This is a genomic window from Longitalea luteola (genome assembly GCF_017356035.1).
Taxonomy (GTDB): domain Bacteria; phylum Bacteroidota; class Bacteroidia; order Chitinophagales; family Chitinophagaceae; genus Niastella; species Niastella luteola.
The window spans coordinates 329,956-355,304 of the sequence record NZ_JAFIQX010000002.1 but is presented as its reverse complement, the minus strand read 5'-3'; the positions used below and the strand labels follow the sequence as shown (position 1 = coordinate 355,304).

Here is a 25,349-nt window from a genome sequence, read left to right as displayed (position 1 = left end):
TCCTCAAACTTCTTACTTCCTACTTCTTACATCACATTCCTAAGAAAACGTAGACCCGACTTAAGTAAATGCGTTTCTTACAACCGCAAACATCCCTACTTCTTATAATACGGCATATGCGTATCCTGGAACTTCTTCTGGGCATTTTCCCAGCTGTTCATCATCTGCGTACGCTCTTTGTTCACCGCATTATTGGTTTTGTTGAAGGCATTGATGCCATCATTGTATTCATTAACCGCTTTGTTGTATGCATCAACGTCCTGCTGCGTACGGCTACCGGCCGGTTTTGATTCAAATGACTTCTTTGCTTTATTGAAGTTCTCTTCCTTCAAATAAAAATCAGTGAGCCTGGGCACATCGGTCTCAGCCATTTTCTTGTAATACTTCAATACTTCCCGGCAGGTATTGGCCAAACTGGGATCATTGTTAAATGTCTTAAGGGTATCAAGGCCTTTCAAACCTTCATTGGCAAAGCGCAACAAAGCGCTGCGCGCCTGCTCTACATCATTCACTTTTTTATTGTTCATGGCAGCGACCATCAGGTTATCCTGCCAGTTGCATTTGAAGAAAATAAGGAACACTTCATTTACATAATCGTTCAACTTGCCTGCTATCTCCAGTTTGTTATCAAGCGCATCTTTAGTGCTATCGATTTGTACATGGTACTTCGCCGCAAAATCCATAGCTGTTTTATGCATTTTGGCAGAAGCTTCGGCTAGTTTTTCCGATACCTTCTCCTGCAACAATAAATAAGCTGACATGGCATCGTATGATTGTTCGGCTACCTCTTCCATATCAACGATCTTCTTATAATCTTCATTGAATACCCGGTAACATAAGGTCATGTAATCAATTGCTCCCTGGCGTAAGGTATTATCGCCTTTATATTTGGGCAGATCGGTCGCTTTGTATTTGCATTGATTGATAGTTTCCAGCACTTCGCCGCGCAATTTTTCTACCTTCCGTGCCCGGCGGCCATGCGCTGCTGCACTCAGGTATTGCATATACTTGGCATCCATACCACCGCGGGCATTATTAACAGCAGTCATATACTCGCCAGGCTGCTCAATGGCCTGCCCCTGCGTTGATTCAAGACTTATAACAGAAACAAGCAGAAGAACAAAGCGGCGTACATTTTTTTTCATAGCTAAGTTGTATTAAGGGTTGTTGGTTACTGACTACTTTTTCATAGTGGCAAGTACCTGAAAGGCTACTTTTACATATGCATCTGTTAACAGGTCTTCTGTCCATTCTTCGTCTAACTCACTATCATGCGCGCGTTGCTTTTGCCCCGTAGGAATTACCTTGTAAATCGGCTTCTGCGCATCGGGCTCCTGCAGCGCTGCTGCTTTTTGTTCTTTCTCTCGCCTTTTTTGCCAGGCTTCCTCTATTGACAGGGAAAGATCTTTTTTCTCTTTTGCTGCTTTTGATTGCTCGATGTACCGGTTAACATAATTAAAGTAAGCCGACTCAGCCATTTCTTTTTTTGCCACAGCTGCTGCCGCAGCTACGGGCAATGCTGGCAAAGGTTTATAATATTTGTTAGGCTCTATTACAGATGCCGGCAACACATATTTTTCATCGGCCTCTCTTTCAGGCGCTGCATCCGTGAGATCGGGCAAACTGATATCGGGCTTCACGCCCTGTGCCTGCGCAGTTGTTCCGTTTACCCGAAACAGTTTCGACGTGGTTAATTTTATATAACTGGCCGCTGTGCTTTTTCCATTGTACGTTTGCAGATCAATGGTGGTATCAATGGGTAATACGATTTGGGAAGTGGCTTTGCCATAGGTTGGTGAACCTACGATGAGAGCCCGGTTATAATCCTGCATAACAGCAGCCACCATTTCGGAAGCCGAAGCGCTGAATCCGTTCACCAGCAGAACCAATGGCCCATCGTAAATGGTTCCCAGCACACCGTCTTTTAAAGTATGCGCTTTAGGGGCTTTGGTCTTTAACTGCGCAACCGGACCTGCATCTATAAATATCCCCGACAATTCAATGGCTTCCTGTAAAGATCCCCCGCCATTGTATCGCAGGTCAATAATCAGTCCTTCAATATTTTCTTTCTTCAACTTGATGATCTCCCTGGCCACATCATTGGCACATCCGTTTATCCCCAGTGTACCTTCCCAATCTGAATAAAAGGCGGGCAGGGAAATAAACCCTATTTTACGGTCGCCCTGCAGCATAAAACTTTTTACTTTCTCTTCCTCCTCTTCTTCTTCCTCTTTATCTAAACGTTCTTTATGCAATGCTACCTGGCGAACGGTTCCATCTGCTTTCTTAACGGTGATGTTTACCGTGCTACCGCCCGTTGCCGCCAGCGCCTGCTCTACTTCTTCTACCCCGGCATCCGCTACATCAATCGGTTCTTTTTGCTCCCATTGGATGGATTGTATTTTGTCGCCTTTATTTAACCGGCCGCTTTGATAGGCTGAACTGCCGGGCTTCAGGTAATCGATCTGTGCATGACCGTCTTCGTCTTCGCTAAACGTTACTCCAAATTCCAATGGCTTCTTGCCCAGCTGGCTTTCAAAATTCTCTTTGGCGTCGGCAGAGAAATATGCGGTATGCGGGTCGTAAGTAGCTGCCAGGGCCTGGCAGTATAAATTGCCTATGATAAATTCCACCCCTTGCGGGCTTTGCAACACTCTTTTTACCGACCGTTTAATTGTTGTTCCTGCTTTTTTTCTTAAAGCGGGTTCCAGGCTGTCTATTGTTTTTTTTGATGGCAGTTTAGCCGGGTCGGTCAGTTCAGCGTATTCGAGTAAACCTGCCAGTACTGTAAGCTTCAACAGCTTCTGCATTTTTGCATGCATCGCCGGCACATCCGCCGGGCAGGTCGTGTCTTCTGCTACTGTATATTTTTCTTTGAGGGAGAAGTTGAACGGCTTTTTACAAATATTATCCAACATGGTATCTGCCTGTAAGAGCCGCTGTTTGTACGTGGTGATCAGTAGGTGAAGAAAGTTCGATCTTTTGTTTTTGATCTCATCGTCGAGCTGCAGCCGGTAAGCAGATAGTTTCTTCACATCATCCTGCGTAAAGAATATACGTTGTTCGTCTAAAGACTGCATCAGGTCGCGAAAAATGGCATCTGATCTTTCATCATCCAATGGGCGGGGCTGAATATGAAACTTTTCCACCATCCGGCTAACCAGGTAGGCATCGGTAACCGTTTTTTGAAGCGGTTGTGCTTTAAGAATATTACAACTGAACGCTACAAGGATCAGAGTTGCTAATAAACGCATATTACTAACCAGGGTTATTATTTTCGGCAGGGTGATTTCGGGTTACCGGTTACCAGATCTCTTTAAAATCAACGCGTGCTGTGCATTCCGGAAAGAAAAACTCGTGCAATTTGATGCCCTGCTTTTGATAGATTCCATATTTTGTATGCCGGTCTTTTAAGGCAGTAGCTGGTAACAATATTTCAACTATAAGGGCTGGTGGAAAATCAAGATACGGTTTAGTGATTTCGCCACAAACAATCAGAAAATCCGGTTGCAAAATTATATCATCGGCTACCCGGTAATCTAAAGGTTGGTAATCTGTACATTTATTACAAGCCCTCAAAGGCACACCGAAGACTCTCGATAAACTCGATGATATCCTTTGGTGTTTCGGCACAGGGGCCGGGCTCATTGCAATTGCAATTCCTCTGATCAACTCCCACTTCCCTTCCCAATGTATCCAATCATCATAAGTATAATGTGGCAATATAGTAGCTGCGTCACTCACGTATTTCTAATTTTCATAAAGATACAAATTTCGGCATGAATCCTAAATGCCTCACCGCCCTACAGCCCATTGATAATTAAGGCAATACAAGCCATTTGTTATTAATACCTTAGCAACCTTTTCACCGCTTCCGGCAACCGCGACTTCGCCAGGAAATTGTTTTCCAGCTCCAGGTTGAACGGAACAGGCGTATCGAGGGAAGCGCAGCGTACTACCGGCGCATCGAGCAACTCAAAACAATGTTCCCCTATCCAGGCAGCAACCTCACCGCCAATGCCGCCCGTCAACGTATCCTCATGTAGTACCAGCACCCGGCCGGTTCGGCTTACCGCAGCCCTGATGGCTTCATAATCGAGCGGCAACAAAGTTCGCAGGTCCAAAATGTCTATCGAAATTTCAGGATGCGCAGCGGCATATTCTTCTGCCCAAATTACCCCCTGTCCATACGTGATAATACTGATATCGTCACCCGAACGTACATGCCTCGCTTTGCCGATCTCCGTTTCATAATACCCGTCAGGCACATCTCCGCTCACACTTCGGTACAAGGCCTTATGCTCAAAGAACAACACCGGATTAGGATCATTGATCGCCGCTATCAACAGCCCTTTGGCATCGGCCGGCGTTGATGGATACACCACCTTTAACCCCGGCGTATGCACAAACCAGGCTTCATTGGTTTGGGAATGGAAAGGCCCTGCCCCTACCCCCGCGCCGCATGGCATTCGTATGACCACATTGGCCGGCTGCCCCCAACGGTAATGGATCTTTGCCAGGTTATTAACAATTTGCGTGAAACCCATTGTTACAAAATCGGCAAACTGCATTTCTATCATGCTTCTGAACCCCTGCAGGCTCAGGCCCAGCGAAGCGCCGATGATCGCGCTTTCGCACAGGGGCGTGTTGCGCACCCGCTCTTTACCAAATTCATCTAAAAAACCTTCGGTGATCTTGAATACGCCACCGTATTCGGCTATGTCCTGCCCCATCAGGATGAGGTCGTCATGGCGCTGCATGCTCTGCCGCAAGCCGTCTTTAATAGCATCAATAAAGCGATGGTTGGAAACAGAACCTACCGGCTCTTGAACCGCTACGCCAGACGGTGCATATACATCCTGCAACTCCCTGCCTGTATCAACCATCATCGGTTTGGCATTAAACCCTATGGTGCACTCAACATCAATATAATCTTTTAAATCCTGGTGAATGCTATCCATCACCTCCTGGCTAAGTACATGTTTCGATAGCAGGAACTTTTCAAAATTTTTGATGGGATCTTTCATCTCCCATACTTCAAATAAATATTGGGGAACGTATTTGGTGCCGCTGGCTTCTTCATGGCCACGCATGCGAAAGGTAGCACACTCAACCAGGTACGGCCGGTGGTTTTCGAGGCAGTATTTTTTTACTCCCTTAATAGTATCATACACGCTGAGGATATTATTACCGTCGATCTTTACGCCGTCAATGCCGTAACCGCGCGCTTTTTCAACCAGCGCCTCACAACGGTATTGCTCATGCACCGGTGTGCTGAGCGCATAGCCGTTATTTTCTATTACAAAGATCACAGGCAGGTCCCATACGGCGGCCACATTCACGGCTTCGTGAAAATCGCCTTCACTGGTGCCGCCTTCGCCGGTAAACACAACCACTACTTTATTTTCCTTGCGTAGTTTATGCGCGAGGGCTATACCATCTGCAATCCCTAACTGCGGACCAAGGTGTGAGATCATGCCACATATATGATGCTGTGCATTGCCAAAGTGAAAGCTGCGTTCACGCCCTTTACTATAACCGCTCTGATTGCCCTGCCATTGCATTAGCAGCTTATGCAGCGGCATATGCCGGCTGGTAAACACACCCAGGTTCCGATGCAGGGGCAGTATCCACTCGTCTTCATCCAGGGCCTGGGTAACGCCCACGGCAATGGCTTCCTGTCCTATTCCGCTAAACCATTTTGAAATTTTTCCCTGCCGCAGTAACACGAGCATTTTTTCTTCGATCATCCGGGGCAATAACAGGCTCCTGTAAAAATGAACCAGTTGGTCGTGCGTCAAATCTTTGCTATCGAAGTGCATACAATACGGTAATAAAATAGTGTACCATGAAGTTAACGCAAATCGAATATCCGTGGAGGGCGGCGTCTATTCTTTTTCATCCCTTTTTTCTTTATATAACAGCGAGGTAACAATCGACAGCAGCAGGCTGAAGAACAGCGCCCACCAGAACCCGTCAACGTGAAAGCCCTTGATGAACTTATCGGCCAGTAAGATAATGAGGGCATTGATCACAAATAGAAAAAGCCCTAACGTGACAACCGTAATAGGAAAGGTGATCAAAATAAGTATAGGCTTAACAATGGCATTCAAGATGGCCAGTACGATCGCCAGTACGATGGCGGTTGTGAACGCATCAATTTGCACCCCACTTAAAATATACGACAATCCAAATGCAACAATGGAGGTGACAATGATACGCATGAGAAAATTCATCAGAATAGAGATTTTGTGATAAATCAGGTGCGGTGGATAAAATGATGCTGCGCAAAGGAACTATGACAATTTCTGATTTAGAGGCCTGCCTGCTGCACCTTCGCGAAGCTTCGGCGGAGCAAGGCCGGCAGGCAGGTTCAGAGATTTTGAGATTTGCTCAGATTCAACCATTCCGACAAATCACACAATCTCAAAATCCCGAAATCTCGAAATATCTGTCTTAAGGCATTATCACCTAGATTACTACTAACTCATAAAAATCCTCCTTCACCAAATACTTATTCGCCAGCTCCTGCAGCTCTTTGGCCGTTATGTTCTTAATGATCTGCAGTCCGCGCTCAAAATAGCCTTCCTCTACATTGTTGAGGATCATATTTTTCCAGCGTCCGATAACCTGGAATGGCCCATCCAGATCGCCCAGGATGCTGCCGATCATCGAATTGCGCGTCATCATCAGTTCTTCGTCGTCTATCAACTCCTCGCGCAGCTGCTCCATTTCATAATAGATTTCCTTCACAGTATCTGCTGTGACATCGCGCCCTGCTTCGGTGCTCACCATCCAGCCGCTTTCGCTGGTAAAATTCAACAGGTAACTGTAAATACCATACGTATATCCTTTTTCCTCGCGGATATTCCCCATCAGGCGGGAACCAAAAAAGCCGCCAAGCACATTGTTCAGCACCAGTACTTTTTGAAAATCGGGATGCTGGCGGTTGGGGAAAGGCCGGGCAATGCGAATAGCGCTTTGCACCCCATTGGGATCGTTCAGGATTTCATGTTTTTTCTGTGCAGCCGGTTGTATGGGATGCTGTACAGTTGCGGCAAAACTCGTGGAACGCGGTTTCAACGGCAGGTTGCCAAAATGCTTTTCCAGCGTTTCAATAATATCTTTAGGCAGTTTTCCGGCCACGAAAATGACACAGCGGCCCTGTTTGTAATAATTGTTATAGAAATCCACCGCATCTTCGCGCTGTACGGCTGCATAATCGTCGAGTTGCATATACCTGCCGTAGGGGTGATTTTCGCCAAACAAATAAGCATCGATGAGGCGGCCGGCCACAAACTCGCATTTCTGCAGGTTTACTTTTAACCGCTGCTGCGCGTTCTGCACATAAATGTTCATTTCTTCCTGCGGAAACACCGAGTCCTGCACCAGTTCCGCCACCACAGGCAACAGCTCATTGATATGTTTTCCTAACGTGTGCAGGGTAAGCTCTGCTGTTTCATTATAACAGGTGCGGTTAAGGTAAGCGCCGTAATACTCAAAATGTTCGTTTATTTCAAAAGCATTGCGCTTACTGGTGCCGTTTTTAATTAAGAAATTGGTAGCGGCAGCCACTGCCTTTTTCTTTTCCCACCAGTTACCGGCATAAAAAACCCAGTTCACCATTAACGTATCTTCATTACCCAGGTCAAGGGCATACACTTCAACACCATTCGTGAGCGTATGTTTTTTGCAGGCCGGTAAATGTATATCGAATGCAACCGGATCTATTATTTTTGGAGCGATAGTTCTATTAAGCATAATTCTTTTTAGTCGTCTTTTAATCTTCAATTAATTCTCACTATAGTATTTCAGTGTACTGCTGTTGTTCGGATCGAAAATCTTCTGGCTGTATTTCAAAATATCATCACCGGTTACCGAAAAATATTTATCCCTGTCGGCATTGAACAGGTTCACATCGCCCAACAGTTCATAAAAAGCCAGGTTATTGGCCCTGGTAAGCACACTCATATCTTCAAAGGCGAGGGTTGCTTCGGTTTTGTTCTTTATTTTGGTAAGCTCTTTTTCGGTGATGCCGCCTTGTTTCAGTTTTTCAATTTCTTCGTTTATGGCGTTTTCGGCGTCTTCCATCTTTACACCTTTTACCAGCTTTCCTTCAACAGCCAGCAGGCCTTTATCAACCGTTCCGAAATGGTAGCATTCTATCTGGCTGAACAGCTGTTTTTCTTTTACCAGGCGCTGGTAAAGGCGGGAAGAACCACCTCCGCCTAACACTTCAGTTATGAGATCGGCTACATAATACCCATGATCGAGGCGGTTATCCATATGCCATACTTTATAAATGGCATCGAGCGGCACATTGGCTTTTACTTCCATAACGCGCGCTTCTTTTTGTGCCGGTTCATCGGGGATCTGACGAATGTATTTATCACCGGCAGGAATATCGCCAAACCATTTTTCAGCCAGTTGCCGTACCTGTTCGCCTTTTACGTGGCCGGCCACTACCAAAATGGCATTTACCGGGCGATAATGTTTGAAAAAGAAATTCTTAACATCCTGCAGGCTGGCATTTTCAATATGCGATAATTCTTTTCCGATGGTCATCCAGCGGTAAGGATGCTGCTTGTATGCCATTTCCCGCAACTTAAACCATACATCACCGTAGGGCTTGTTAATATAGTGCTCTTTAAACTCTTCAATAACCACCTTGCGCTGCACTTCCAGGCTTTTTTCACTGAACGCCAGCGACAACATGCGGTCGCTTTCCAGCCAGAATGCTGTTTCCAGGTTTTCAGCCGGCAGCTGAATATAATAGTTGGTTACATCGTTGCTGGTGTAGGCATTGTTTTCGCCACCCGCCATTTGCAGGGGCGTTTCAAAATCGTCGATATTTCCCGAGCCACCGAACATCAGGTGCTCGAACAGGTGGGCAAAGCCCGTTTTATTTGGATCCTCATCTTTAGCACCCACATCGTACATCACATTTAAAACTGCCATCGGAGTAGAATGATCTTCATGTACTATAACCCGTAACCCATTCGAAAGCGTGAATTTTTCAAATTGTATCATATTCCGTTTTTGCTTTTAAAATTAGGCCAGACCTGTAAGGTGGACGGTAGAGGGCTTCAATAGTCATTAGGTTAAAGTCCACCTGACAGGTCCACATCTCCAGATTAAATCCGGCCTGTGAGGAGCGCTTTAACAAACTGTAAAAGCAAACTCAGATGGCGCACCTTACAGGTCTGCCTGCCTCTGGCTACAAATTAACGACAAGTTGAGGTATTTGGTTGAAAGTGATTTGATAAAAGCAGATTACCGCCCGGTGAGGATGTTTTTAACCTTCATAGTAAGCACAACGGGCCCTTCCTTACGCAAAACCAGTATTTTAAGCTTTTCGCCGGGGGTTTGCATCAGGTTTTTATAGGTTTGAATATTATTACTGAAGTTATTAGCCACCGCCATGATCACATCGCCTGCTTTGAAGCCGGCCTGTTCAGCAGGCGATTCCGGCATGATATCCACCACCTGAATTTCCCCATCTACCACATACATCCCCAGGCCTGTATAGGAATAATCAAACGCCTCCTTGTAATGGGTATTGGGCATCATGTAAATATCTTTCTTTTCATAATTGATGATCAGGTTGAACCGGCGCAGCAGGTCATTTCCTATCAGTCCGGCCAGCGATGGGTAAGCGGTAACATTGTATTCATCATCGAAAATATAGGTAGGCACGTTCCTGAATTTATATGGCCCCACCTGCATTTGTTTTATAACACCCTGTTTCATAGGCGCTTTGCCGCCCAGCCCCTCGGCCTGGGTGGCATACCATTTCCGTTTGGGCTTAACAAAATTGCTGTCGCTCACAAAATCGGCCGACAGCAGCAGGCACATGCCGGCGCCCGTATCAAAATAAAACCGCGATGTCAGCTGCCGGTTGTCGCGGATGGTTGACTGCATAATGGGAATGGTGTTCAACAGGGGTTTCAGCAAAAAACCACCACGGGGGTATTTAATGGTTCCTTTTGTGTACACAGAGATCTTCAGGCTGTCATAATCAACGCCTACGATGTACCTCGACAAAAAACTCAATCCGATAATGCCATCTATTTTCTCGCCATAGGCGCTGGTCAAAACATCATAATCATTAATATGAAAATCCAGGTTCTCTACCGACAGGCCCGGCAGGTGCAGGCTTTGCCGGTAAGCAAAATATACCCGCCTCACCCCGGCAATACCCCGGATCGTGCGGTCACTTAATTTGGTTTCCACCTTCAAATGATCAGCAGTGGAAGAATCGATGGAAATACCGCCGCTGCCTGTATCGAGAATGAAATTGAGCGTATCAGGAAAATTGCTGAGCCGGGCTTTGAGGGTGATAATGCCCCCGGTAAGTAGTCGGAAAGGGAATTTGGCAATCAGCTTTGCAGGCGGCTGAATAAATTCTTCCTGGGCTTTTACAAAGCTTACTGACATCAAAAGCAGTAGTAACATGGGTATGGTCAACAATCGCATGGAAGCAGGTTTAAAAAAAATAGCTGGATCCCGAAGCCGTTCATTCGGTTTACGGGCCCGGAAGCGATCGGCGACCCATTTACCAAAAAACAACCATGGCTTTGGATATTCGGACTTCCGGCTGTTCGGGCTATACAGTTTCTCAGTCTGCATTTACCAGTCTTTTGGTTGCAGTTAGTAAGATAAAATATTTATGTGAAATTGGTAAACCATTGGTATAAAAACACATAAAGAGATGTTACCGCCTCCTCAAATACGGGTGCCGGTATATAAACGTGCATCCTATTTACCAATACGATTCGTTCTGAACCGATCGTTTAGTACTTTTGTTGCCACAATAAATTTTTATGCATCTGGATGAGCTCTACGCAAAGGCCCTGAATTTTGAAATGCTGACCATCGAGGAAGGAATGTACCTGTTTGAACATGCCCCATTGACAGAACTGATGTTTGTAGCCAATGAGTTGCGTAAAAAACAAGTTCCCCATGGAAAAGTTACCTGGCAAATAGACCGTAACGTTAACACCACCAACGTATGTATTGCCAATTGTAAGTTCTGCAACTTTTTTCGCATACCCGGCCACAAGGATGCATATATTACCGATATCGCCACCTATAAGAAGAAAATCGAAGAAACCATCCGCTGGGGTGGCGACCAGTTATTGCTTCAGGGAGGCCATCACCCAGAGCTGGGTTTACAGTTCTATGTTGACCTTTTCAGGCAATTAAAACAGCTGTACCCTACCATCAAGCTGCACACTTTAGGACCCCCTGAAATTGCCCATATTACCAAACTTGAAAAATCGACCCACCGGGAAGTGCTCACCGCCCTGAAAGAAGCCGGTATGGACAGCCTGCCGGGCGCAGGCGCTGAGATCCTGGTCGACCGGGTACGGCGCCTCATCTCCAAAGGAAAATGCGGCTCCCAGGAGTGGCTCGATATCATGCATGAAGCCCATAAACTGAATATTACCACTTCGGGCACCATGATGTTCGGCCACGTGGAAACGCTTCGCGAACGGTTTGAGCACCTGGTGAAGATCAGGGAAGTGCAGGCTAAAAAACCAGCCGAAGCCAAAGGTTTCCTGGCCTTCATACCGTGGACCTTCCAGGACGTGGATACCCTGCTGACAAAGATCCGTGGTGTACATAACCTAACCACGCCCGATGAATATATCCGCATGATAGCCATCAGCCGTATCATGCTCCCCAATGTCAAGAATATCCAGGCGTCCTGGCTCACTGTTGGTAAACAAACCGCACAAATTTGCCTGCATGCCGGCGCCAATGATTTTGGCAGCATCATGCTGGAAGAAAATGTGGTAAGCGCTGCCGGCGCTCCGCACCGGTTTACTTACAAAAGCATACAACAGGCCATTGCTGAAGCCGGGTTTGAACCGCAATTGCGCAACCAGCAGTATGAATGGCGTGATCTGCCGGTGCAAATAGAAGAGCAGGTGATTGATTATTAAAATCAAGGTAGTTTCAGGTTACAAGTTACATGTTTCAGGGCTTTCAAGGCAACATGCGCTCCCGCCCAAATTGCCCGAATCCTGTAACTTTTATCCTTTTTTGTAACCTGTAACCTGTAACCTGCAACCTGTAAGCCTCCCTATCTCATTGATCCTGACCAGCAGCCGCACAGGAAATGTAAAATCCTGTAGAAATACCCTTAATTATGGCAAAAAACAAGGGTTGGCGTTCAATACAAACTATATTTATCAGTTATATATCGGGTAGGTTTTGTATCCCTTAAATTCATGAAGAGTCCTGTTCGCAAACTGGTCAGAATTGCCATCGTGCTGCTTGCAGCTGTGCTCCTGTTTAACTTCTTCGGTTATTACTTAATTCATCTGTCGTCAAAACAGAATGAACAAATGGTAAAACTGGTGAACATAAGCGGGCAGCAGCAAACGTTTGGCCAGATCATTACCAAGGACGTCTTACTCCTTACCAAAGGCAACCTGCCGGAAACCGATCAACAAACCATCCGCGAACAACTTAAACATGCCACTGACTCTTTTATCGTTTGCAACCAGCTTTTACGTGATAAATTAAGGATCGTAAAGGATGAACCGGTGACTACCGACCTGCTGGAAATCACCCGCGACCTTACCAATGCCCAAACGCACTTCAAAGGCATTGTGGCTGTAGCACAGGAAGTATACCTGGCCGATAGCCAGCTGCTGGCCATCAACGGCTCCCTGTACAAACAGCAAATGTTGTACAGCGAAAGAAAATTCTTTCCATTGATGAACCAGGTGGTGCAACGGTACACCCGCGTGGTAACCGATAGAATTGAAGAATCGTCCACCATCAATACCGGTAAATTCATTTCGCTGATCGTTGCCCTCATCTGTCTTATCTTTCTGGTGATCGATCCGCTTTTACGCAGTAACAGAAAGAACTACGAAGCGCTGCAAATGGCCCGTAATGCCCTGCTGCGCGAAAAGAAATACCTCTCGTCCATCCTCAATTCACAAACAAACTATGTTGTCCGTATAGACCGCAACGGCAATTTCACCTATGCCAATCCGCAGTTCCTGAAAGTCTTTGGATATTCCGAAAATGAAGTGCTGGGTGTTCCGTTCTATACAACCATTCATCCCAAAGACCTGTACCGCTGCCAGGAAGTGGCCGACCAATGCTGGTTGAACCCGGGTACGGTGTATAAACTCCTGATCAAGAAATCTATCAGGCAAACAAATGATTTTCAGTGGACCGATTGGGAATTTATTGCCCTGCAGAATGAGGACGGGGTTTCGGAGATCCAGGGCATTGGCGTAAATGTAACGGAGAAAGTAATTGCCGAACAGGCCCTGCAGAACAGCGAACAAAAATTCCGCCTGCTGGCAGAACATGCCGAAGATATTATTTCGGTGAGCAGTCCCGAAGGTGTGTTCCAGTATGTGTCGCCGTCTGTTGAGAAGGCGCTGGGTTATTATCGCGAAGAAATGGAAGGCCATTCCATTACTGAATTCGTTCATCCGGAAGATGTACATGCTTTTACACCGCACAAAGGCAGTGTGGCCATGCACCGGGTCGATAACCTCACCCTGCGCTATCGCATCAGAACAAAAAGCAACGAATACATCTGGCTCGAAAGCATCTTAAAGCCGGTGAAGGAAAACAACCAGGTTGTAAAGATCATTACTACCTCCCGTAACATTACTGAACAGAAGAAGGCAGAAGCTGAGCGTGAACAGCTGCTGGCAGATGTAAAGCAGTCTGAAGAACTGTTGCGCACCATCATCAATTCTACGCCCGACTGGATCTTCATAAAGGATCCCAATCACCGCTTCCTGTTGATCAACCAGGCCTGTGCCGATTCGCTGCGCAAAACGCCCAAAGAAATTATTGGTAAAGACGACCTGGAAGTGGGCTTCCCCGTTGAATACGTAAAGGGTGATCCTTCGCGTGGCATCCGGGGTTTCTGGGCTGATGATGATGAAGTAGTGCGAAGCGGCAAAGTGATATACATTCCTGAAGAACCCAACTTTGCCAATGGCCAGTTAAATACCATGAGTACGGTAAAAGTGCCGCTGAAAGATCAGGATGGCAATGTGTGGGGCGTATTAGGTTTTGTACACAACATTACCCCGCTGAAAAAGGTAGAAGAAAACCTGCGCCGCAAAGACCAGCTCCTGCAGGCCGTAGCCGAAGCCACCCACCTGCTCATAAGTAATAACAACCTCGATCAGGCTATTGGCGAAGCTATTCAGCTGCTGGGCATGAAAATGCAGGTTGACAACCTGAACGTATATAAAAACGAATACGTGCTGGCAGACGATAAATGGTATACCAGCAGGTTGTGGGCCTGGGATAGCGCTACGGATGAATTGACTTACCGCAGCCCCGATTTTCAGAATAAAGAGATCAATATAAAATCGCCGCTTTTTCAAACCCTGGTAAACGAAGAAATATTCTGCAGCCACGTGCGTCAAATGCAGGACGCTGAATTGCGGGCTTTCTATGAAGGAACGGGTGTTAAAACTGCCGCGGTGCTGCCCGTGTTCACCATGCATTATTTCTGGGGCTTTGTAGCCTTCACCGATTGTACCCGGGAACGCGACTGGACAATCACCGAATTCAGCATTCTGCAATCATTTGCCGCTACCCTGGCTGCCGCCATTGAGCGCAAGCAAATGGAACAGGAGCTGGTAATGGCCAAAGACATGGCCGAATCGGCCAACCAGGCAAAAAGCGAATTTATGGCCAATATGAGCCATGAATTGCGCACTCCCATGAATGGCATCATCGGTTTTACCGATCTCGTGCTTACCACTACCCTGCAACATTCTCAGCGCGATTACCTGGAGAATGTAAAGAAATCAGCGTACGGGTTGCTCGATATTATCAATGACATCCTCGACTTCTCCAAACTGGAGGCCGGTAAACTGCGCATAGATAATACCACTTTCAGAATTGATGAACTGGTTGAGGAAAGCATCGATATTCTCACCGTAAAAGCTTATGAGAAGAAGCTTGAAATGGTTTGCCATATCGATCCGCTGTTGCCCAGCCGCGTCAGTGGTGATCCCGTTCGCATTCGGCAGATCTTTGTGAACCTGTTAGGCAATGCCATTAAGTTTACCCAGAAAGGTGAGATCTTCGTATCACTTAAAAAGGCCGGCAATATCTATGTAAAGGACAACAGGAAATTTATTGATATAGATCTGTCGGTACGTGATACCGGTATTGGTATATCCAAAGAAAAACTGGTAAAAATATTCGACAGCTTTACCCAGGCCGATTCTTCCACCACCCGTAAATATGGTGGCACAGGATTGGGCCTCACCATTTCAAAAAGCCTGGCCGAATTAATGGATGGCAGCTTACATGTTGAAAGCAAAGCGGGCCAGGGCAGCACATTCACGCTTCGGCTGCCCTTACAGATCGTAAATATAGAACCACAGATAACCGGTGCTTACCGGCCGCCCTTACAAAAAGTGCTGGTCATAGATGACAATGCGAGCAACTGCTGGCTCATGCAGGAGATCTTCCGTTATTTTGGCATCCCCTGCGAAACGGCCGCCAGCGGACAGGAGGCATTGACCATCCTGCAGCGGATACACCAGCGCGGCGAATCTCTCGACCTTATCTTAACAGACCACCAGATGCCTGAAATGGATGGCATACAACTGGTGCAGGAGATCAGAAAATCGGATACAGGTGCAGCACAGCCGGTGATCATGATGCTTTCTTCCATTGAAAAAAACATCGTTCAACGGCAGGCTGAAGAGCTGGGCATCCATAGCTTTTTGTCGAAGCCGGTTAAACTCTATGAATTGTATGCCATGCTTTCTGCCATGTTCACCACCGGCCAGCAACAACCGGCCAAGATCAGCCATATTCATACCATTGAAAAAATTACCGATGCTGCCACTATCATGGTAGTGGAAGACGAGCCCATCAATATGATGCTGATAACGGAAGTGCTGGGTAAAATGGGATTTGCCGTCATTAAAGCCACTAATGGCAAACAGGCGCTGGAATTATTACAGCAGAAGGACCCGCAGCTGATCTTTATGGATGTGAATATGCCTGAAATGGATGGATTTACCACCACCCGGCTCATCAGGCAGTTACCGGAACCTTACAGCCTCATTCCGGTCATTGCGCTCACCGCCGATGCTATGCAGGGCGATAAGGAGAAATGTATTGAAGCCGGCATGAATGATTACATCTCCAAACCATTCAAACTGGAAGAGATACAGGCCATACTGAAAAAGCGCATGCTATTAGTGTAACAACACAGATTCTGTTGGCTAAATTTTAACAGGCAGCCGGTAATTATTCAAGAACTACTGCGACTTATTATTTGTCTTAATTGTCGTAAATTCAGGAAATGAACAAACAGCAAACTTCAACGTCATTGATATTTTGTGTAGTGATGGATATCATCGGCTACGCAACGTACACCATTCCCTTCCTGGGCGAATTTGGTGATATCATTTGGGCGCCTATTTCTGCGCTCATTTTCTACCGCACTTTCGGTGGCTGGAAGGGCGCCTTTGGTGGCTTGTTCAACTTTGTGGAAGAGCTGATGCCGGGGCTTGATTTCATTCCCAGCTTTACCATTATGTGGTTTATGCAACGGTTCAAAAATCCGCAACAGCGGATCAGGACGATCAAAACAATTGGCCGTTAACCAACCACGAACCGGTAGCCCACGCCTTTGATGGTTATGATTTCCAGCAGGTCGTCTTCTTTTAGATAACTGCGCAATTTGGTTATGTAAACATCAAGGTTGCGGGAGTTAAAAAACGAGTCATTGCCCCAGAGCAGGTTCAGAATGTCTTTTCGGTCAATGATCCTGTCACGGTTCTCATATAATATCTTTAGCAATTCACTTTCCCTGAAAGATAGTTTACGCTCTTCATTGTAACCCGACAGCATTTGCCGGGTTACATGAAAGCTGTATTTACCGATGGTTAATATATCTTTCCCGTTCGCAACAGGCGCCCCTTGTTGTTTAAACCGCAATGCATTTTCAATACGCACAATCAATTCCTCCATGCTGAATGGCTTTCGAATGTAATCATTGCCGCCGATCGTAAAGCCTTTTACCAGGTCATCGGTCTGTGTTTTGGCGGTGAGGAAAATGATGGGCACAGCACTATTTATTTCACGTATTTCGCCTGCAATGGTAAAGCCGTCTTTATGAGGCAGCATAACATCCAGTACGCATACATCGGGGTTTATTTGCCGGAAAACAGATAAAACATTTGTGCCGTCACTTTCCATCACGACATCAAACTGACGGCTTTCCAGGCTTTCCTTTACAATTTTGCCCAGGAACAACTCATCTTCAACGTATAGAATTTTGGTTTTGCTCATGAAGCTGCAGGTAATTTTATAATGAACCGGCTTCCAATACCCGGTTTACTCTCCACATCGATACTGCCGGCATGCCGCTGAATAACATAGGCTACATAACTCAATCCCAACCCATAACCTTTCACATTGTGGGTATCACCCGCCGGCACCCGGAAGAATTTATCGAAGATCTTTTTATGGTATTCTGCAGGAATGCCTATGCCATTGTCGGTAACATGCAGCAGAATGCGGTCGTTGTCATCTTTCAACTCAATATGAATGGATGGATTTTCCCTGCTATACTTCAGCGCATTATCGAGCAGGTTGAACAACACGCTTGTAAGATGCAGCCGGTCGGCTTCCACCTCAAAGTGATAACCATTCAACTGCAGGTTTACCTGCGCCTTATATTTTTCAAACTGCAGTTTCATGGAGTTCACTACTTCTTTTACCAGCAAGGCCAGGTCAATGGTTTCTTCCTTTAGCTCAACCTGGTGCTTTTCAAACATCGACAGTTTCAACACTTTATCTACCAGAAAAGATAAGCGCTGCAATTCGTTTGAAGAAATAGCCAGGTATTCTTTTGTTTTCTCCGGATCATGTAATGCATCGAAGTTCCTTAAGGCTTCAATGGCCACGCTTACCGTTGCAATTGGCGTTTTCAGTTCATGCGTGATATTACTGATGAAATCATTTTTGATCTGGGTGAGTTTGCGTTGCTGCACGAGGCTGCGCAATAACAAACTGAATGAAAATACGGTAAGTGCTACCAGCAGCAGCGAGATCAATAGTTGCGACCACATTTTTCGGATCACAAAAGCGGTTGTATCTGCCATGTTCAACCTGTAGGTTACCGGATTTTTAAAACCAATGGTTATTTCATTATCCATTTCAAGCGGCGGTGGCGGTGGATAGATGCTATCGTTCCATACCGCCTTATGCCTGGTTATGGTAAATGGGACGGAAATTTTTTCTTCCTTCAATATCTGCGCATAACTAACAGTAAGATCATTGATATTTAAGCTATCCTGCAGCGAGTCTACCCTGCTCAATACTTTTACAATACCCGAGCCGGGACCATCTTTAAAAAAATGGATCTCTTGCACGGAATCGGCAGATGAACCCTGACGGATAAACTGCGTATTTTTTTCCGTTACCAAAACCCGCATCCGGTTCCTGGCGCCCAAAGTATCATTCATTCTTGTCCGGATCACGTCCAGCATTCCAATGGCGCGGCGGGGCGGCATCCTGAAGTGAACATTCGGATTAAAATTGGAATCCAGCTTTAGCTTTTCAACCCGTACGCGCTGTACTGCTTCGCGAAAAAAAATATTGGTACGAAAAGCGAGGTCTTTTTTTTCTTCCCGGAAAGTTTTCACGACCCAGTAAACCTGGAAACTTGCTACAGCTATAATAGCCAGCAGCATTAAAACTATCGGTAAATACAGGCGTTGACCGTTCATACGCTGCAAAAGTAGCCGTTTAATAGCGGCCGTGGTAGACCCATTAACCTTAATTAACATTAAACCAAGGTGCATTAACCTGTTACGGCTACAGGCTGCGATAGTTTTGAATAAATAAATGTATATGAAAGCAATATATTTCTTAGCCAGCGTATTCCTGATATTAAAGGCTCAGGCTCAGCAGCAAAGCGGACGGGTAGTATATGAATTTACCCGGCAAATTCAGCTAAGAGTAGCCGGTGGGTCAGGTGGAATGGAACAGTCACCGCCGCCGCCACGTGCCCATGTTATTAAACTGGAAGTCCTCTTCGGTAATGATCAGATGTTACGCCAGTCGCTGGTTGACAATACAATGAATGATTTTGCAGGCAATGAAAACGGCGCCAGCTTTCGCTCATTCGGCATGGGAGATGATGATATCACCTGGATCAATTTTGCAGAAGGCCGCAAAGTGGAACAAAGGGAATTTGCCGCCAGACTCTACCTCATTACCGACAGCATTCGAAAACAACACTGGAAACTCACAGGCGAATCGCGTAACATTCTGGGTTACACCTGCCAACAGGCAACTACCACCCGCGTCAGCAAACGTAGTACGATATCGATGGAAAATGGTGTTATGACCAAAAAAGACATCCCTGACACCAGCCGGGTTACCGTTTGGTTTACAACCGCTATACCAGTGCCCGCAGGCCCCGACTACCAGGGACAACTTCCCGGATTGATCTTACAAATTGATATCAACAACAATACTACATACAAAGCATTAGAAATTTCACAAAAAACAGACCTCGCGGCTATCAAAGAACCCAAAAAGGGAAAAAAACTATCAGCTGAACAATTTAAAAAAGAATGGGAAAAAGAAATGGAAGGAATGCAACGCAATGCGGGAGGAAGAAGGGTTATGCACATTGGTAATTAAACTTCAAACACTTCGCATACCCGGGTGCTTAAATCATTGCCACAATCATCATACATGGTGATGGCCATCATAAATTAATTGAAGAATTCATTCTATTTTCATAGTGGTTTTTCATAGGATATTGGATTAACACGGGGCTGGATTTCTATCCGGCCCTTTTTATATTTTCTTACGTTGTAGCGAATTTTCAATGCAACACTGCAAAAAACTTAGCGCAGATCAATAATTCTATAAACTGCATTTTCTGTGATCACCGTCATAGATTTTATGCTTTTAACATAGTATTTTCATTTCGGTTTTTCATAGGATATTGGATTAATACGGGGCTGGATTTCTATCCGGCCCTTCTTTAATTTATCAATCGCGCGAAAGGATCAAAGCATTGTACGGTCCCAGATTAATGGCAGCACTGAATGCAAGGCCATCTTTCTTACCTTCAAATGTTTCAGCTTCCAGCGCCGGCGTATCAGTAAACGATTCATCATATCCCTTCCAATCGCTGTTAAATCGTACCTTCCATACGCCTTCCTCAGGCACGCCGATCACATAATCTTTGTGCTCTTTATTGGCGAAATTCAACACCACGATCGTACTGTCTTTCGGACCGCCGTCATGCCAGCGATGAAAGGCAATTACCTTATCTTCATTATTCACATGAATGATCTTCGTATGTTCACCCGTAAGTCCTTTGGTTAAGCCATCGATATTGCGGCGTAAGCGAATACAATCGCGGTATAACCGCGCAATTCCCTTAAATGCCGAGAACTTTGACCAGTCGAGCGGTCTCGTATCATCAAATTCTGCGTCTTCAACAAACTCCTGTCCCTGGAATATCATGGGTATGCCGGCGCAGGTGAATATTAACACAGCGCCCAGCACCGATCTTTTTTTGGCGAACCAACCCTGGGAATCTCCCGGTGCTATCTCTTCCGGTACGCGTGCTTTTCCATTGGCCACATCGTCATGTGATTCGGTATAGATCACCCGTTGAAGCCAGTCGCCATTGAAATTATGCATTATGGCAAATTGTATCTTATCCATATCGCGATGCACGTCATCCGGCACTTTCAACACATCCCGTACACTAAATGTAAATCCAGGGTCCCATTGGGTATTAAACCCTTCACCGCCTTCTTCTTCTTTTTTGGTGATCCATTCATTGTCTTGCAAATCTTCTGCGATCATGATCTTCCATGGATAGCGTTTCTTCACTTCTTCATTGATCCATCGCATGAGCGTCCAGCCTTCCGGCAAATCGGCTTCCGGCAGGTTTTTGCCATGTACATTGCGAACAAATAACAAGGCATCTGTTCGCAGCCCGTCAATATGATAATCTTCGAGCCACATCAAAGCATTGTCGCGCAAATACTGCCTTACTTCCGGCCGTCCGTAATCGGGCCGCGTATGACCCCACGGCGTTTCTGCCCGCCAATCCTGGTAAAAATAAATGCCCCCGAGATCGTTCTCGCTCCAGCCATCAAACTGCCACAGATCGAGGTCTGAAGGACCGAAGTGATTGTACACTACATCGAGTATAACTGCTATGCCCAGCTCATGCGCTGCATTTATCAGTTCTTTGAATCCCTTGATGCCCCCATAATCCGATTCAATGGCAAACGGATGTGATAAGTTATATCCCCAGGAAAATCCACCCGGGAATTCAGTCGTTGGCATAATTTCAATGGCATTTACACCCAGGGCTTTTAAGTAGCCCAGACGCTGCCTGGCCGTTTCAAAAGTGCCGGGCTTGCCATCTTCCTTCACATTAAAAGTTCCAATATGCATTTCGTATATCACCAGTTCATTCCAGGGAGGCATTTGAAAATCCTGATCGGTCCATTCAAAATGCGGATCGGTTACGATGGAATTACCGGCTGAATTGGTTACCTCGCGGGCATATGGATCGTTGCGGTATAGCTCGCCTTTGTCGGTCAGTAAAATATATTTGTATTGATTACTTACTACAGCATCCGGAATATTCACTCCCCAGTACCCATTGCCTTCGTGCGTCATCGGGTGTTTGTTTTTCGACCAGTTATTAAAATCTCCGGTAACAAACACTTTTTTGGCATGCGGGGCCCAAACCCTGAAATAAACGCCATTCTCATGCGGGATAGAACCCATTCCTTGTATATTCACTTTAGCTGCTGGCGTTGCCAGGGTAGCGCTTTTTTTTGACATAATAGTACTGTTTGAGATTTTTCAATCGTACCTTATGCAATTTTGCTACCATGCCATACTGCAGTGATCACCAGGGTATATGCTATCTTTTAATGATATGTACGCCGCCCTTGTCGTTGGGTGCGCTTAAGCCATTCTTGGTAAGACTGTAGGTAAAGCTCAACAGGAAATAGCGTTGCAGGTTGGTTACGCGCTTGTCTTCGATATAATTTTGACTGGTGCTGCGGCTCACGCCAATATTCTGTTTCAACAGGTCAAAGACCGATAACTTAATTTCTCCGCGGTTAAAGCGAAGGAACTGTTTACTGATGAACACATTCCATAGTGGCACTTTTGCGTTGAAGCCACTGGCCCGCTGGCTGTTAATGGCGTAGGTAAATTCCGTATTGAAGAAAAAGCGGTTGGGAAGCTGCCAGTTAATTTCAGCACTGTATTGCTGGTTCAAATACTCGGTATTTAGCGACTGTTGTAACCCATATTGCGTGCGGTAGTAGTTCATTCCGGCAGATAAGGAGATGTCCAGTTTTTCGGTTGCATTGATATCGAACCGCACATCGGGACCAACAGTTAAGGTGCTGATCATATTTTCAGCTCCATTGATGTACGTTTTGTTCCTGGTATAACCTCCATAGGTATTCACATTTACCGTTCCTTTCAAAAACGGCAGTGGTAAACCCAGGTTAATTGACCCGGAAAGATCATAGGCGCCATCAACATTCACCGGCCGCGTGGTTTTTACGCCTACCGAATCAATCGTATCGGCATCAACGATCTTGTTATCTGTTCTGCGCAGGTTAAAAAAAGCAAACAGGTTACGATTCCTGAATGGGTTCACTGAAAAGAAGTTCAGTTGCACTGAATGTGTTAGCTCCTGTTGCAGATCGGCATTACCGGCTTTAATATTCAACGGGTTGCTGTTATCGGGTACCGGTTGCAACTGCGAAACCGTGGGCTGTTTGGTAGTGGTTGAATAATTCAACCGCAGATTACGGAATTTGGTGAAATTATATTGCAGGCGTGCGTTGGGCAACAGGGTCGGAAATGTTTTGCTGATAATTGAATCCATACCCTTTGTGAGAATATGCCCTTCCAGGCGGGCCTGCTGCCAGTTCATCCCCACCGATGCATTGAATTTTCTTTGCTGCATCCGCCAGCGCAAACCCGCTGAATAATAACCATACTCATTTTCATAGTTATTGGTAAGCCGGTCATTCAGCCTGTCGAACTTGCCACTTATGGTATCGTAATCATATGTCGTTTTATGCGCGGTACTTTTGCTGTTGCTCGTTGCTACACTGAATTCGAGCAACGATCTCTTGAAAACAGGTTCAGTATATACCAGCCGGGCCGTATAGCTGTTTAAGTCGCTGCTGCTTGTATTGTGCTGGCTGATGGAATCTGTTCTGATAACAGTACCGGCCGTATTGCGGTAAGTGTTGCTTGAACGCAGGCTGCCGTCTCCATCGCTTGCATTCATATTGTTCTGCAGGCTCAACGAAACTGTTCTGCCACCCCGCCGGAACTTTTTACGGAACAACAGATCATTTTTAAAATTATAGCCCCGGCTATTCGTTTCATTTTGGCTGGAACCGCTGCTGCCCGGAATTTGGGTAAGCGACCAGCTCTTGTAATCGCTCACCTCTTTATTATTTGTTTGCTGATAGCCCAAAGAGGGAGATATTTTTATTGAATGAAAGGAATCCAGTTGAATATCAGCACTCAGGTTTATTTTATGGCTGTTGTTCAGGTTATTTGCAAAGGCATTCTGGTTATAATAATATGATGAATCCGCAAGGTAGTACTGCCGGTGAATGTGGCTTTCGGTATTGGGATTATACCGGTTATAAAAATAGTTGCTCGTGAATTGGGTCTTGTTGCCAATAAGGTCATTATAATTAAACCCACCGCCCCAGATGGTCTTTATGCCATTGTTGTTATCATCATTGCTGTTGGGGCCATCATCCCTGATGCTTAGCTGAATACCGCCACCCCCGCCCTGTTGCATATTGCCCATGCCATTGTTGAAGCTCAGCATATCCATAAATGAAAAACCTTCGGCATTGGTGTTATTGCCCATACCTATTACCGAGAACTGGCGGGCGCCTTTAAATGAATTCACATTGAACTTTCCTTCGTACCGGTCGCTGGTGCCGCCGCCCGCCGTCACTTTTCCGAACATGCCTTTATTCTTGTCTTTTTTTAATTTCAGATTGATGGTCTTTTCACTATTACCATCATCAAAACCGGTAAGCTGTGCCTGATCGCTCATTTTATCATATACCTGCACTTTATCAACGGCATCGGCCGGCAGGTTGCGGGTGGCTATTTTGGGATCGTTACCAAAAAACTCCTTGCCGTCAACCAGCACCTTCTTTACTTCCTGACCTTGCGCGGTGACGGTTCCGTCTTTTTCTATTTTAATACCCGGCATTTTTTTCAGCAATTGTTCAACGGTAGCATTGGGTACGGTTTTAAAAGAGCCGGCATTGTATTGTACCGTATCGCCCATCAGTGTTACCGGGGGCGCTTCTGCCGTAACAGTCACTTCCTGTAATAGCCGGCTAACATCATTCATGATAATATTTCCCAGGTTAACCTGCTTATGTGAATCATCGATAGTAAAGAGTTTACTGGTATTATGATAGCTTACATGGGTTGTTAATAACCGGTATTCGCCATTGGGTAAACCGGTGATCTCAAACTGCCCTTTACTGTCTGTCATGGCAAAGGTTACTAAAGAGGAATCTTTTCGCTGTAATAAAGTAACCGTTGCAGCTACTACCGGCTGCTTTAAAAGGGTGTCATAGACAAGGCCTTTTACTATACCCTTTTGCTGGGTCCATGCCAATGAATATAAAAAACAGGAAAAAACCAGCAGGTAGCAATGCTTCATACAGTTTATATTTTCGCGATTGTAAGGTGGTTACGAAAATATTCTTACGTGCCGGCAATGCAGGTTAAGCAGCGTTGGTTTAATGTTAATGAAGGTTAATGTTTCTGCTGTAATTATTAAGGGTTTACCACAACCGGGTAAGAATTAAGGACCATCAGTTTGGCTATTTTATGAGATAATTATTAAATTAGTCCACAATAAAAAAACCGCTTTACCCGTTACAAATGGCGGCTTATTCTATTAATTCTTAACAATTCAATACCAATGAAAAAGAATCCAATGTACTACGATGTACACCGTGCGAAAATTCACAAGACCATCTACCGCCCTTCATCTAACGTTGTTCGATTTGTTAAAACTTTGTTAGCGGTAATCATGCTGGGCAATTCGCCTATCAGCACGCCTGCACCTGTAAGAAGAAAGTTACATTAAGATTCGGTTAGAATTTATTATAACGCATAGCACTTACCTCTGAAACCACAATTGTAAGTATGTGCTTAACCCTTTCCGATCCATCGGGAGGGGATTTTTTTTAGCTTCAAAACAGGTGTGCCACTTTTAAAGTGTGGCACACCTGTTTTTTAGTCCGATCATA

16 protein-coding genes are annotated in these 25,349 nt (G+C 45.6%); 4 read left to right on the top strand and 12 right to left on the bottom strand.

Features of this window, described 5'->3' with window-relative positions; genetic code table 11:
* Nucleotides 1-95: 95 nt before the first annotated feature.
* The 8 genes from JUB15_RS05585 to JUB15_RS05550 all read right to left on the bottom strand — a co-directional run bounded on the left by JUB15_RS05585 (nucleotide 96) and on the right by JUB15_RS05550 (nucleotide 10,629).
* Nucleotides 96-1,145 (bottom strand): LIC11966 family surface protein, encoded by a 1,050-nt coding sequence (locus tag JUB15_RS05585; RefSeq protein WP_207511345.1) that lies wholly within the window; start codon nucleotides 1,143-1,145, stop codon nucleotides 96-98.
* Between the two features lie 33 nt (nucleotides 1,146-1,178).
* The gene (locus JUB15_RS05580) at nucleotides 1,179-3,254 is read right to left on the bottom strand and encodes a carboxy terminal-processing peptidase (RefSeq protein ID WP_207511344.1); all 2,076 of its coding nucleotides are present in this window, start codon (nucleotides 3,252-3,254) and stop codon (nucleotides 1,179-1,181) included.
* A gap of 49 nt (nucleotides 3,255-3,303) precedes the next feature.
* Complete coding sequence (locus JUB15_RS05575) at nucleotides 3,304-3,744, bottom strand: Uma2 family endonuclease (RefSeq protein ID WP_207511343.1); 441 nt, start codon at nucleotides 3,742-3,744, stop codon at nucleotides 3,304-3,306.
* 101 nt (nucleotides 3,745-3,845) lie between these two features.
* A complete protein-coding gene (locus JUB15_RS05570; protein ID WP_207511342.1) occupies nucleotides 3,846-5,822 on the bottom strand; it encodes an alpha-ketoacid dehydrogenase subunit alpha/beta in 1,977 nt (658 codons plus the stop codon).
* A gap of 66 nt (nucleotides 5,823-5,888) precedes the next feature.
* The gene (locus tag JUB15_RS05565; RefSeq protein WP_207511341.1) at nucleotides 5,889-6,236 is read right to left on the bottom strand and encodes a phage holin family protein; all 348 of its coding nucleotides are present in this window, start codon (nucleotides 6,234-6,236) and stop codon (nucleotides 5,889-5,891) included.
* 235 nt (nucleotides 6,237-6,471) lie between these two features.
* On the bottom strand, nucleotides 6,472-7,761 hold the full coding sequence (locus tag JUB15_RS05560) for a M16 family metallopeptidase (RefSeq protein ID WP_207511340.1): 1,290 nt from the start codon (nucleotides 7,759-7,761) through the stop codon (nucleotides 6,472-6,474).
* A gap of 30 nt (nucleotides 7,762-7,791) precedes the next feature.
* A complete protein-coding gene (locus JUB15_RS05555) occupies nucleotides 7,792-9,030 on the bottom strand; it encodes a M16 family metallopeptidase (protein ID WP_207511339.1) in 1,239 nt (412 codons plus the stop codon).
* A gap of 243 nt (nucleotides 9,031-9,273) precedes the next feature.
* Nucleotides 9,274-10,629, bottom strand: a complete 1,356-nt coding sequence (locus JUB15_RS05550) for an aspartyl protease family protein (RefSeq protein WP_242696213.1) — start codon at nucleotides 10,627-10,629, stop codon at nucleotides 9,274-9,276.
* Nucleotides 10,630-10,823: 194 nt separating this feature from the next.
* Between JUB15_RS05550 and mqnC the strand changes: the two genes are divergently transcribed.
* The 3 genes from mqnC to JUB15_RS05535 all read left to right on the top strand — a co-directional run bounded on the left by mqnC (nucleotide 10,824) and on the right by JUB15_RS05535 (nucleotide 16,627).
* Nucleotides 10,824-11,948: a cyclic dehypoxanthinyl futalosine synthase gene (gene mqnC, locus JUB15_RS05545; protein ID WP_207511338.1), complete on the top strand. Its 1,125-nt coding sequence runs from the start codon at nucleotides 10,824-10,826 to the stop codon at nucleotides 11,946-11,948.
* A 288-nt stretch (nucleotides 11,949-12,236) separates the two neighbouring features.
* On the top strand, nucleotides 12,237-16,226 hold the full coding sequence (locus tag JUB15_RS05540) for a response regulator (RefSeq protein WP_207511337.1): 3,990 nt from the start codon (nucleotides 12,237-12,239) through the stop codon (nucleotides 16,224-16,226).
* 98 nt (nucleotides 16,227-16,324) lie between these two features.
* A complete protein-coding gene (locus JUB15_RS05535; RefSeq protein ID WP_207511336.1) occupies nucleotides 16,325-16,627 on the top strand; it encodes a hypothetical protein in 303 nt (100 codons plus the stop codon).
* Here the strand turns inward: JUB15_RS05535 and JUB15_RS05530 are convergent.
* Together JUB15_RS05530 and JUB15_RS05525 are read right to left on the bottom strand one after the other, a co-directional pair.
* Nucleotides 16,624-17,316, bottom strand: a complete 693-nt coding sequence (locus JUB15_RS05530; RefSeq protein ID WP_207511335.1) for a response regulator transcription factor — start codon at nucleotides 17,314-17,316, stop codon at nucleotides 16,624-16,626. The two genes, JUB15_RS05535 and JUB15_RS05530, sit on opposite strands and share 4 nt — an antisense overlap.
* Entirely contained in the window at nucleotides 17,313-18,818 is a 1,506-nt protein-coding gene (locus JUB15_RS05525) for a sensor histidine kinase (protein ID WP_207511334.1), read from the bottom strand. The genes JUB15_RS05530 and JUB15_RS05525 overlap by 4 nt, the downstream gene beginning before the upstream one ends.
* Nucleotides 18,819-18,882: 64 nt before the next feature.
* On the opposite strand from JUB15_RS05525, the gene JUB15_RS05520 reads away from it, so the two are divergent.
* Nucleotides 18,883-19,680, top strand: coding sequence for a GLPGLI family protein (locus JUB15_RS05520; RefSeq protein WP_207511333.1), 798 nt, complete (start codon nucleotides 18,883-18,885; stop codon nucleotides 19,678-19,680).
* 357 nt (nucleotides 19,681-20,037) lie between these two features.
* On the opposite strand, the gene JUB15_RS05515 is transcribed toward JUB15_RS05520, so the two are convergent.
* Nucleotides 20,038-21,861, bottom strand: coding sequence for an alpha-amylase family glycosyl hydrolase (locus JUB15_RS05515; protein WP_207511332.1), 1,824 nt, complete (start codon nucleotides 21,859-21,861; stop codon nucleotides 20,038-20,040).
* A gap of 82 nt (nucleotides 21,862-21,943) precedes the next feature.
* Nucleotides 21,944-24,754 (bottom strand): outer membrane beta-barrel protein, encoded by a 2,811-nt coding sequence (locus JUB15_RS05510; RefSeq protein WP_207511331.1) that lies wholly within the window; start codon nucleotides 24,752-24,754, stop codon nucleotides 21,944-21,946.
* Nucleotides 24,755-25,349: the final 595 nt, after the last annotated feature.

Bases quoted from the DNA above. Each gene is read 5' to 3' on its own strand.
- JUB15_RS05535 (WP_207511336.1), top strand. From the start codon at position 16,325: ATGAACAAACAGCAAACTTCAACGTCATTGATATTTTGTGTAGTGATG.
- mqnC (WP_207511338.1), top strand. From the start codon at position 10,824: ATGCATCTGGATGAGCTCTACGCAAAGGCCCTGAATTTTGAAATGCTG.
- JUB15_RS05510 (WP_207511331.1), bottom strand. From the start codon at position 24,754: ATGAAGCATTGCTACCTGCTGGTTTTTTCCTGTTTTTTATATTCATTG.
- JUB15_RS05555 (WP_207511339.1), bottom strand. From the start codon at position 9,030: ATGATACAATTTGAAAAATTCACGCTTTCGAATGGGTTACGGGTTATA.
- JUB15_RS05565 (WP_207511341.1), bottom strand. From the start codon at position 6,236: ATGAATTTTCTCATGCGTATCATTGTCACCTCCATTGTTGCATTTGGA.
- JUB15_RS05530 (WP_207511335.1), bottom strand. From the start codon at position 17,316: ATGAGCAAAACCAAAATTCTATACGTTGAAGATGAGTTGTTCCTGGGC.
- JUB15_RS05585 (WP_207511345.1), bottom strand. From the start codon at position 1,145: ATGAAAAAAAATGTACGCCGCTTTGTTCTTCTGCTTGTTTCTGTTATA.
- JUB15_RS05520 (WP_207511333.1), top strand. From the start codon at position 18,883: ATGAAAGCAATATATTTCTTAGCCAGCGTATTCCTGATATTAAAGGCT.
- JUB15_RS05540 (WP_207511337.1), top strand. From the start codon at position 12,237: ATGAAGAGTCCTGTTCGCAAACTGGTCAGAATTGCCATCGTGCTGCTT.
- JUB15_RS05550 (WP_242696213.1), bottom strand. From the start codon at position 10,629: ATGCAGACTGAGAAACTGTATAGCCCGAACAGCCGGAAGTCCGAATAT.
- JUB15_RS05515 (WP_207511332.1), bottom strand. From the start codon at position 21,861: ATGTCAAAAAAAAGCGCTACCCTGGCAACGCCAGCAGCTAAAGTGAAT.
- JUB15_RS05560 (WP_207511340.1), bottom strand. From the start codon at position 7,761: ATGCTTAATAGAACTATCGCTCCAAAAATAATAGATCCGGTTGCATTC.
- JUB15_RS05570 (WP_207511342.1), bottom strand. From the start codon at position 5,822: ATGCACTTCGATAGCAAAGATTTGACGCACGACCAACTGGTTCATTTT.
- JUB15_RS05525 (WP_207511334.1), bottom strand. From the start codon at position 18,818: ATGTTAATTAAGGTTAATGGGTCTACCACGGCCGCTATTAAACGGCTA.
- JUB15_RS05580 (WP_207511344.1), bottom strand. From the start codon at position 3,254: ATGCGTTTATTAGCAACTCTGATCCTTGTAGCGTTCAGTTGTAATATT.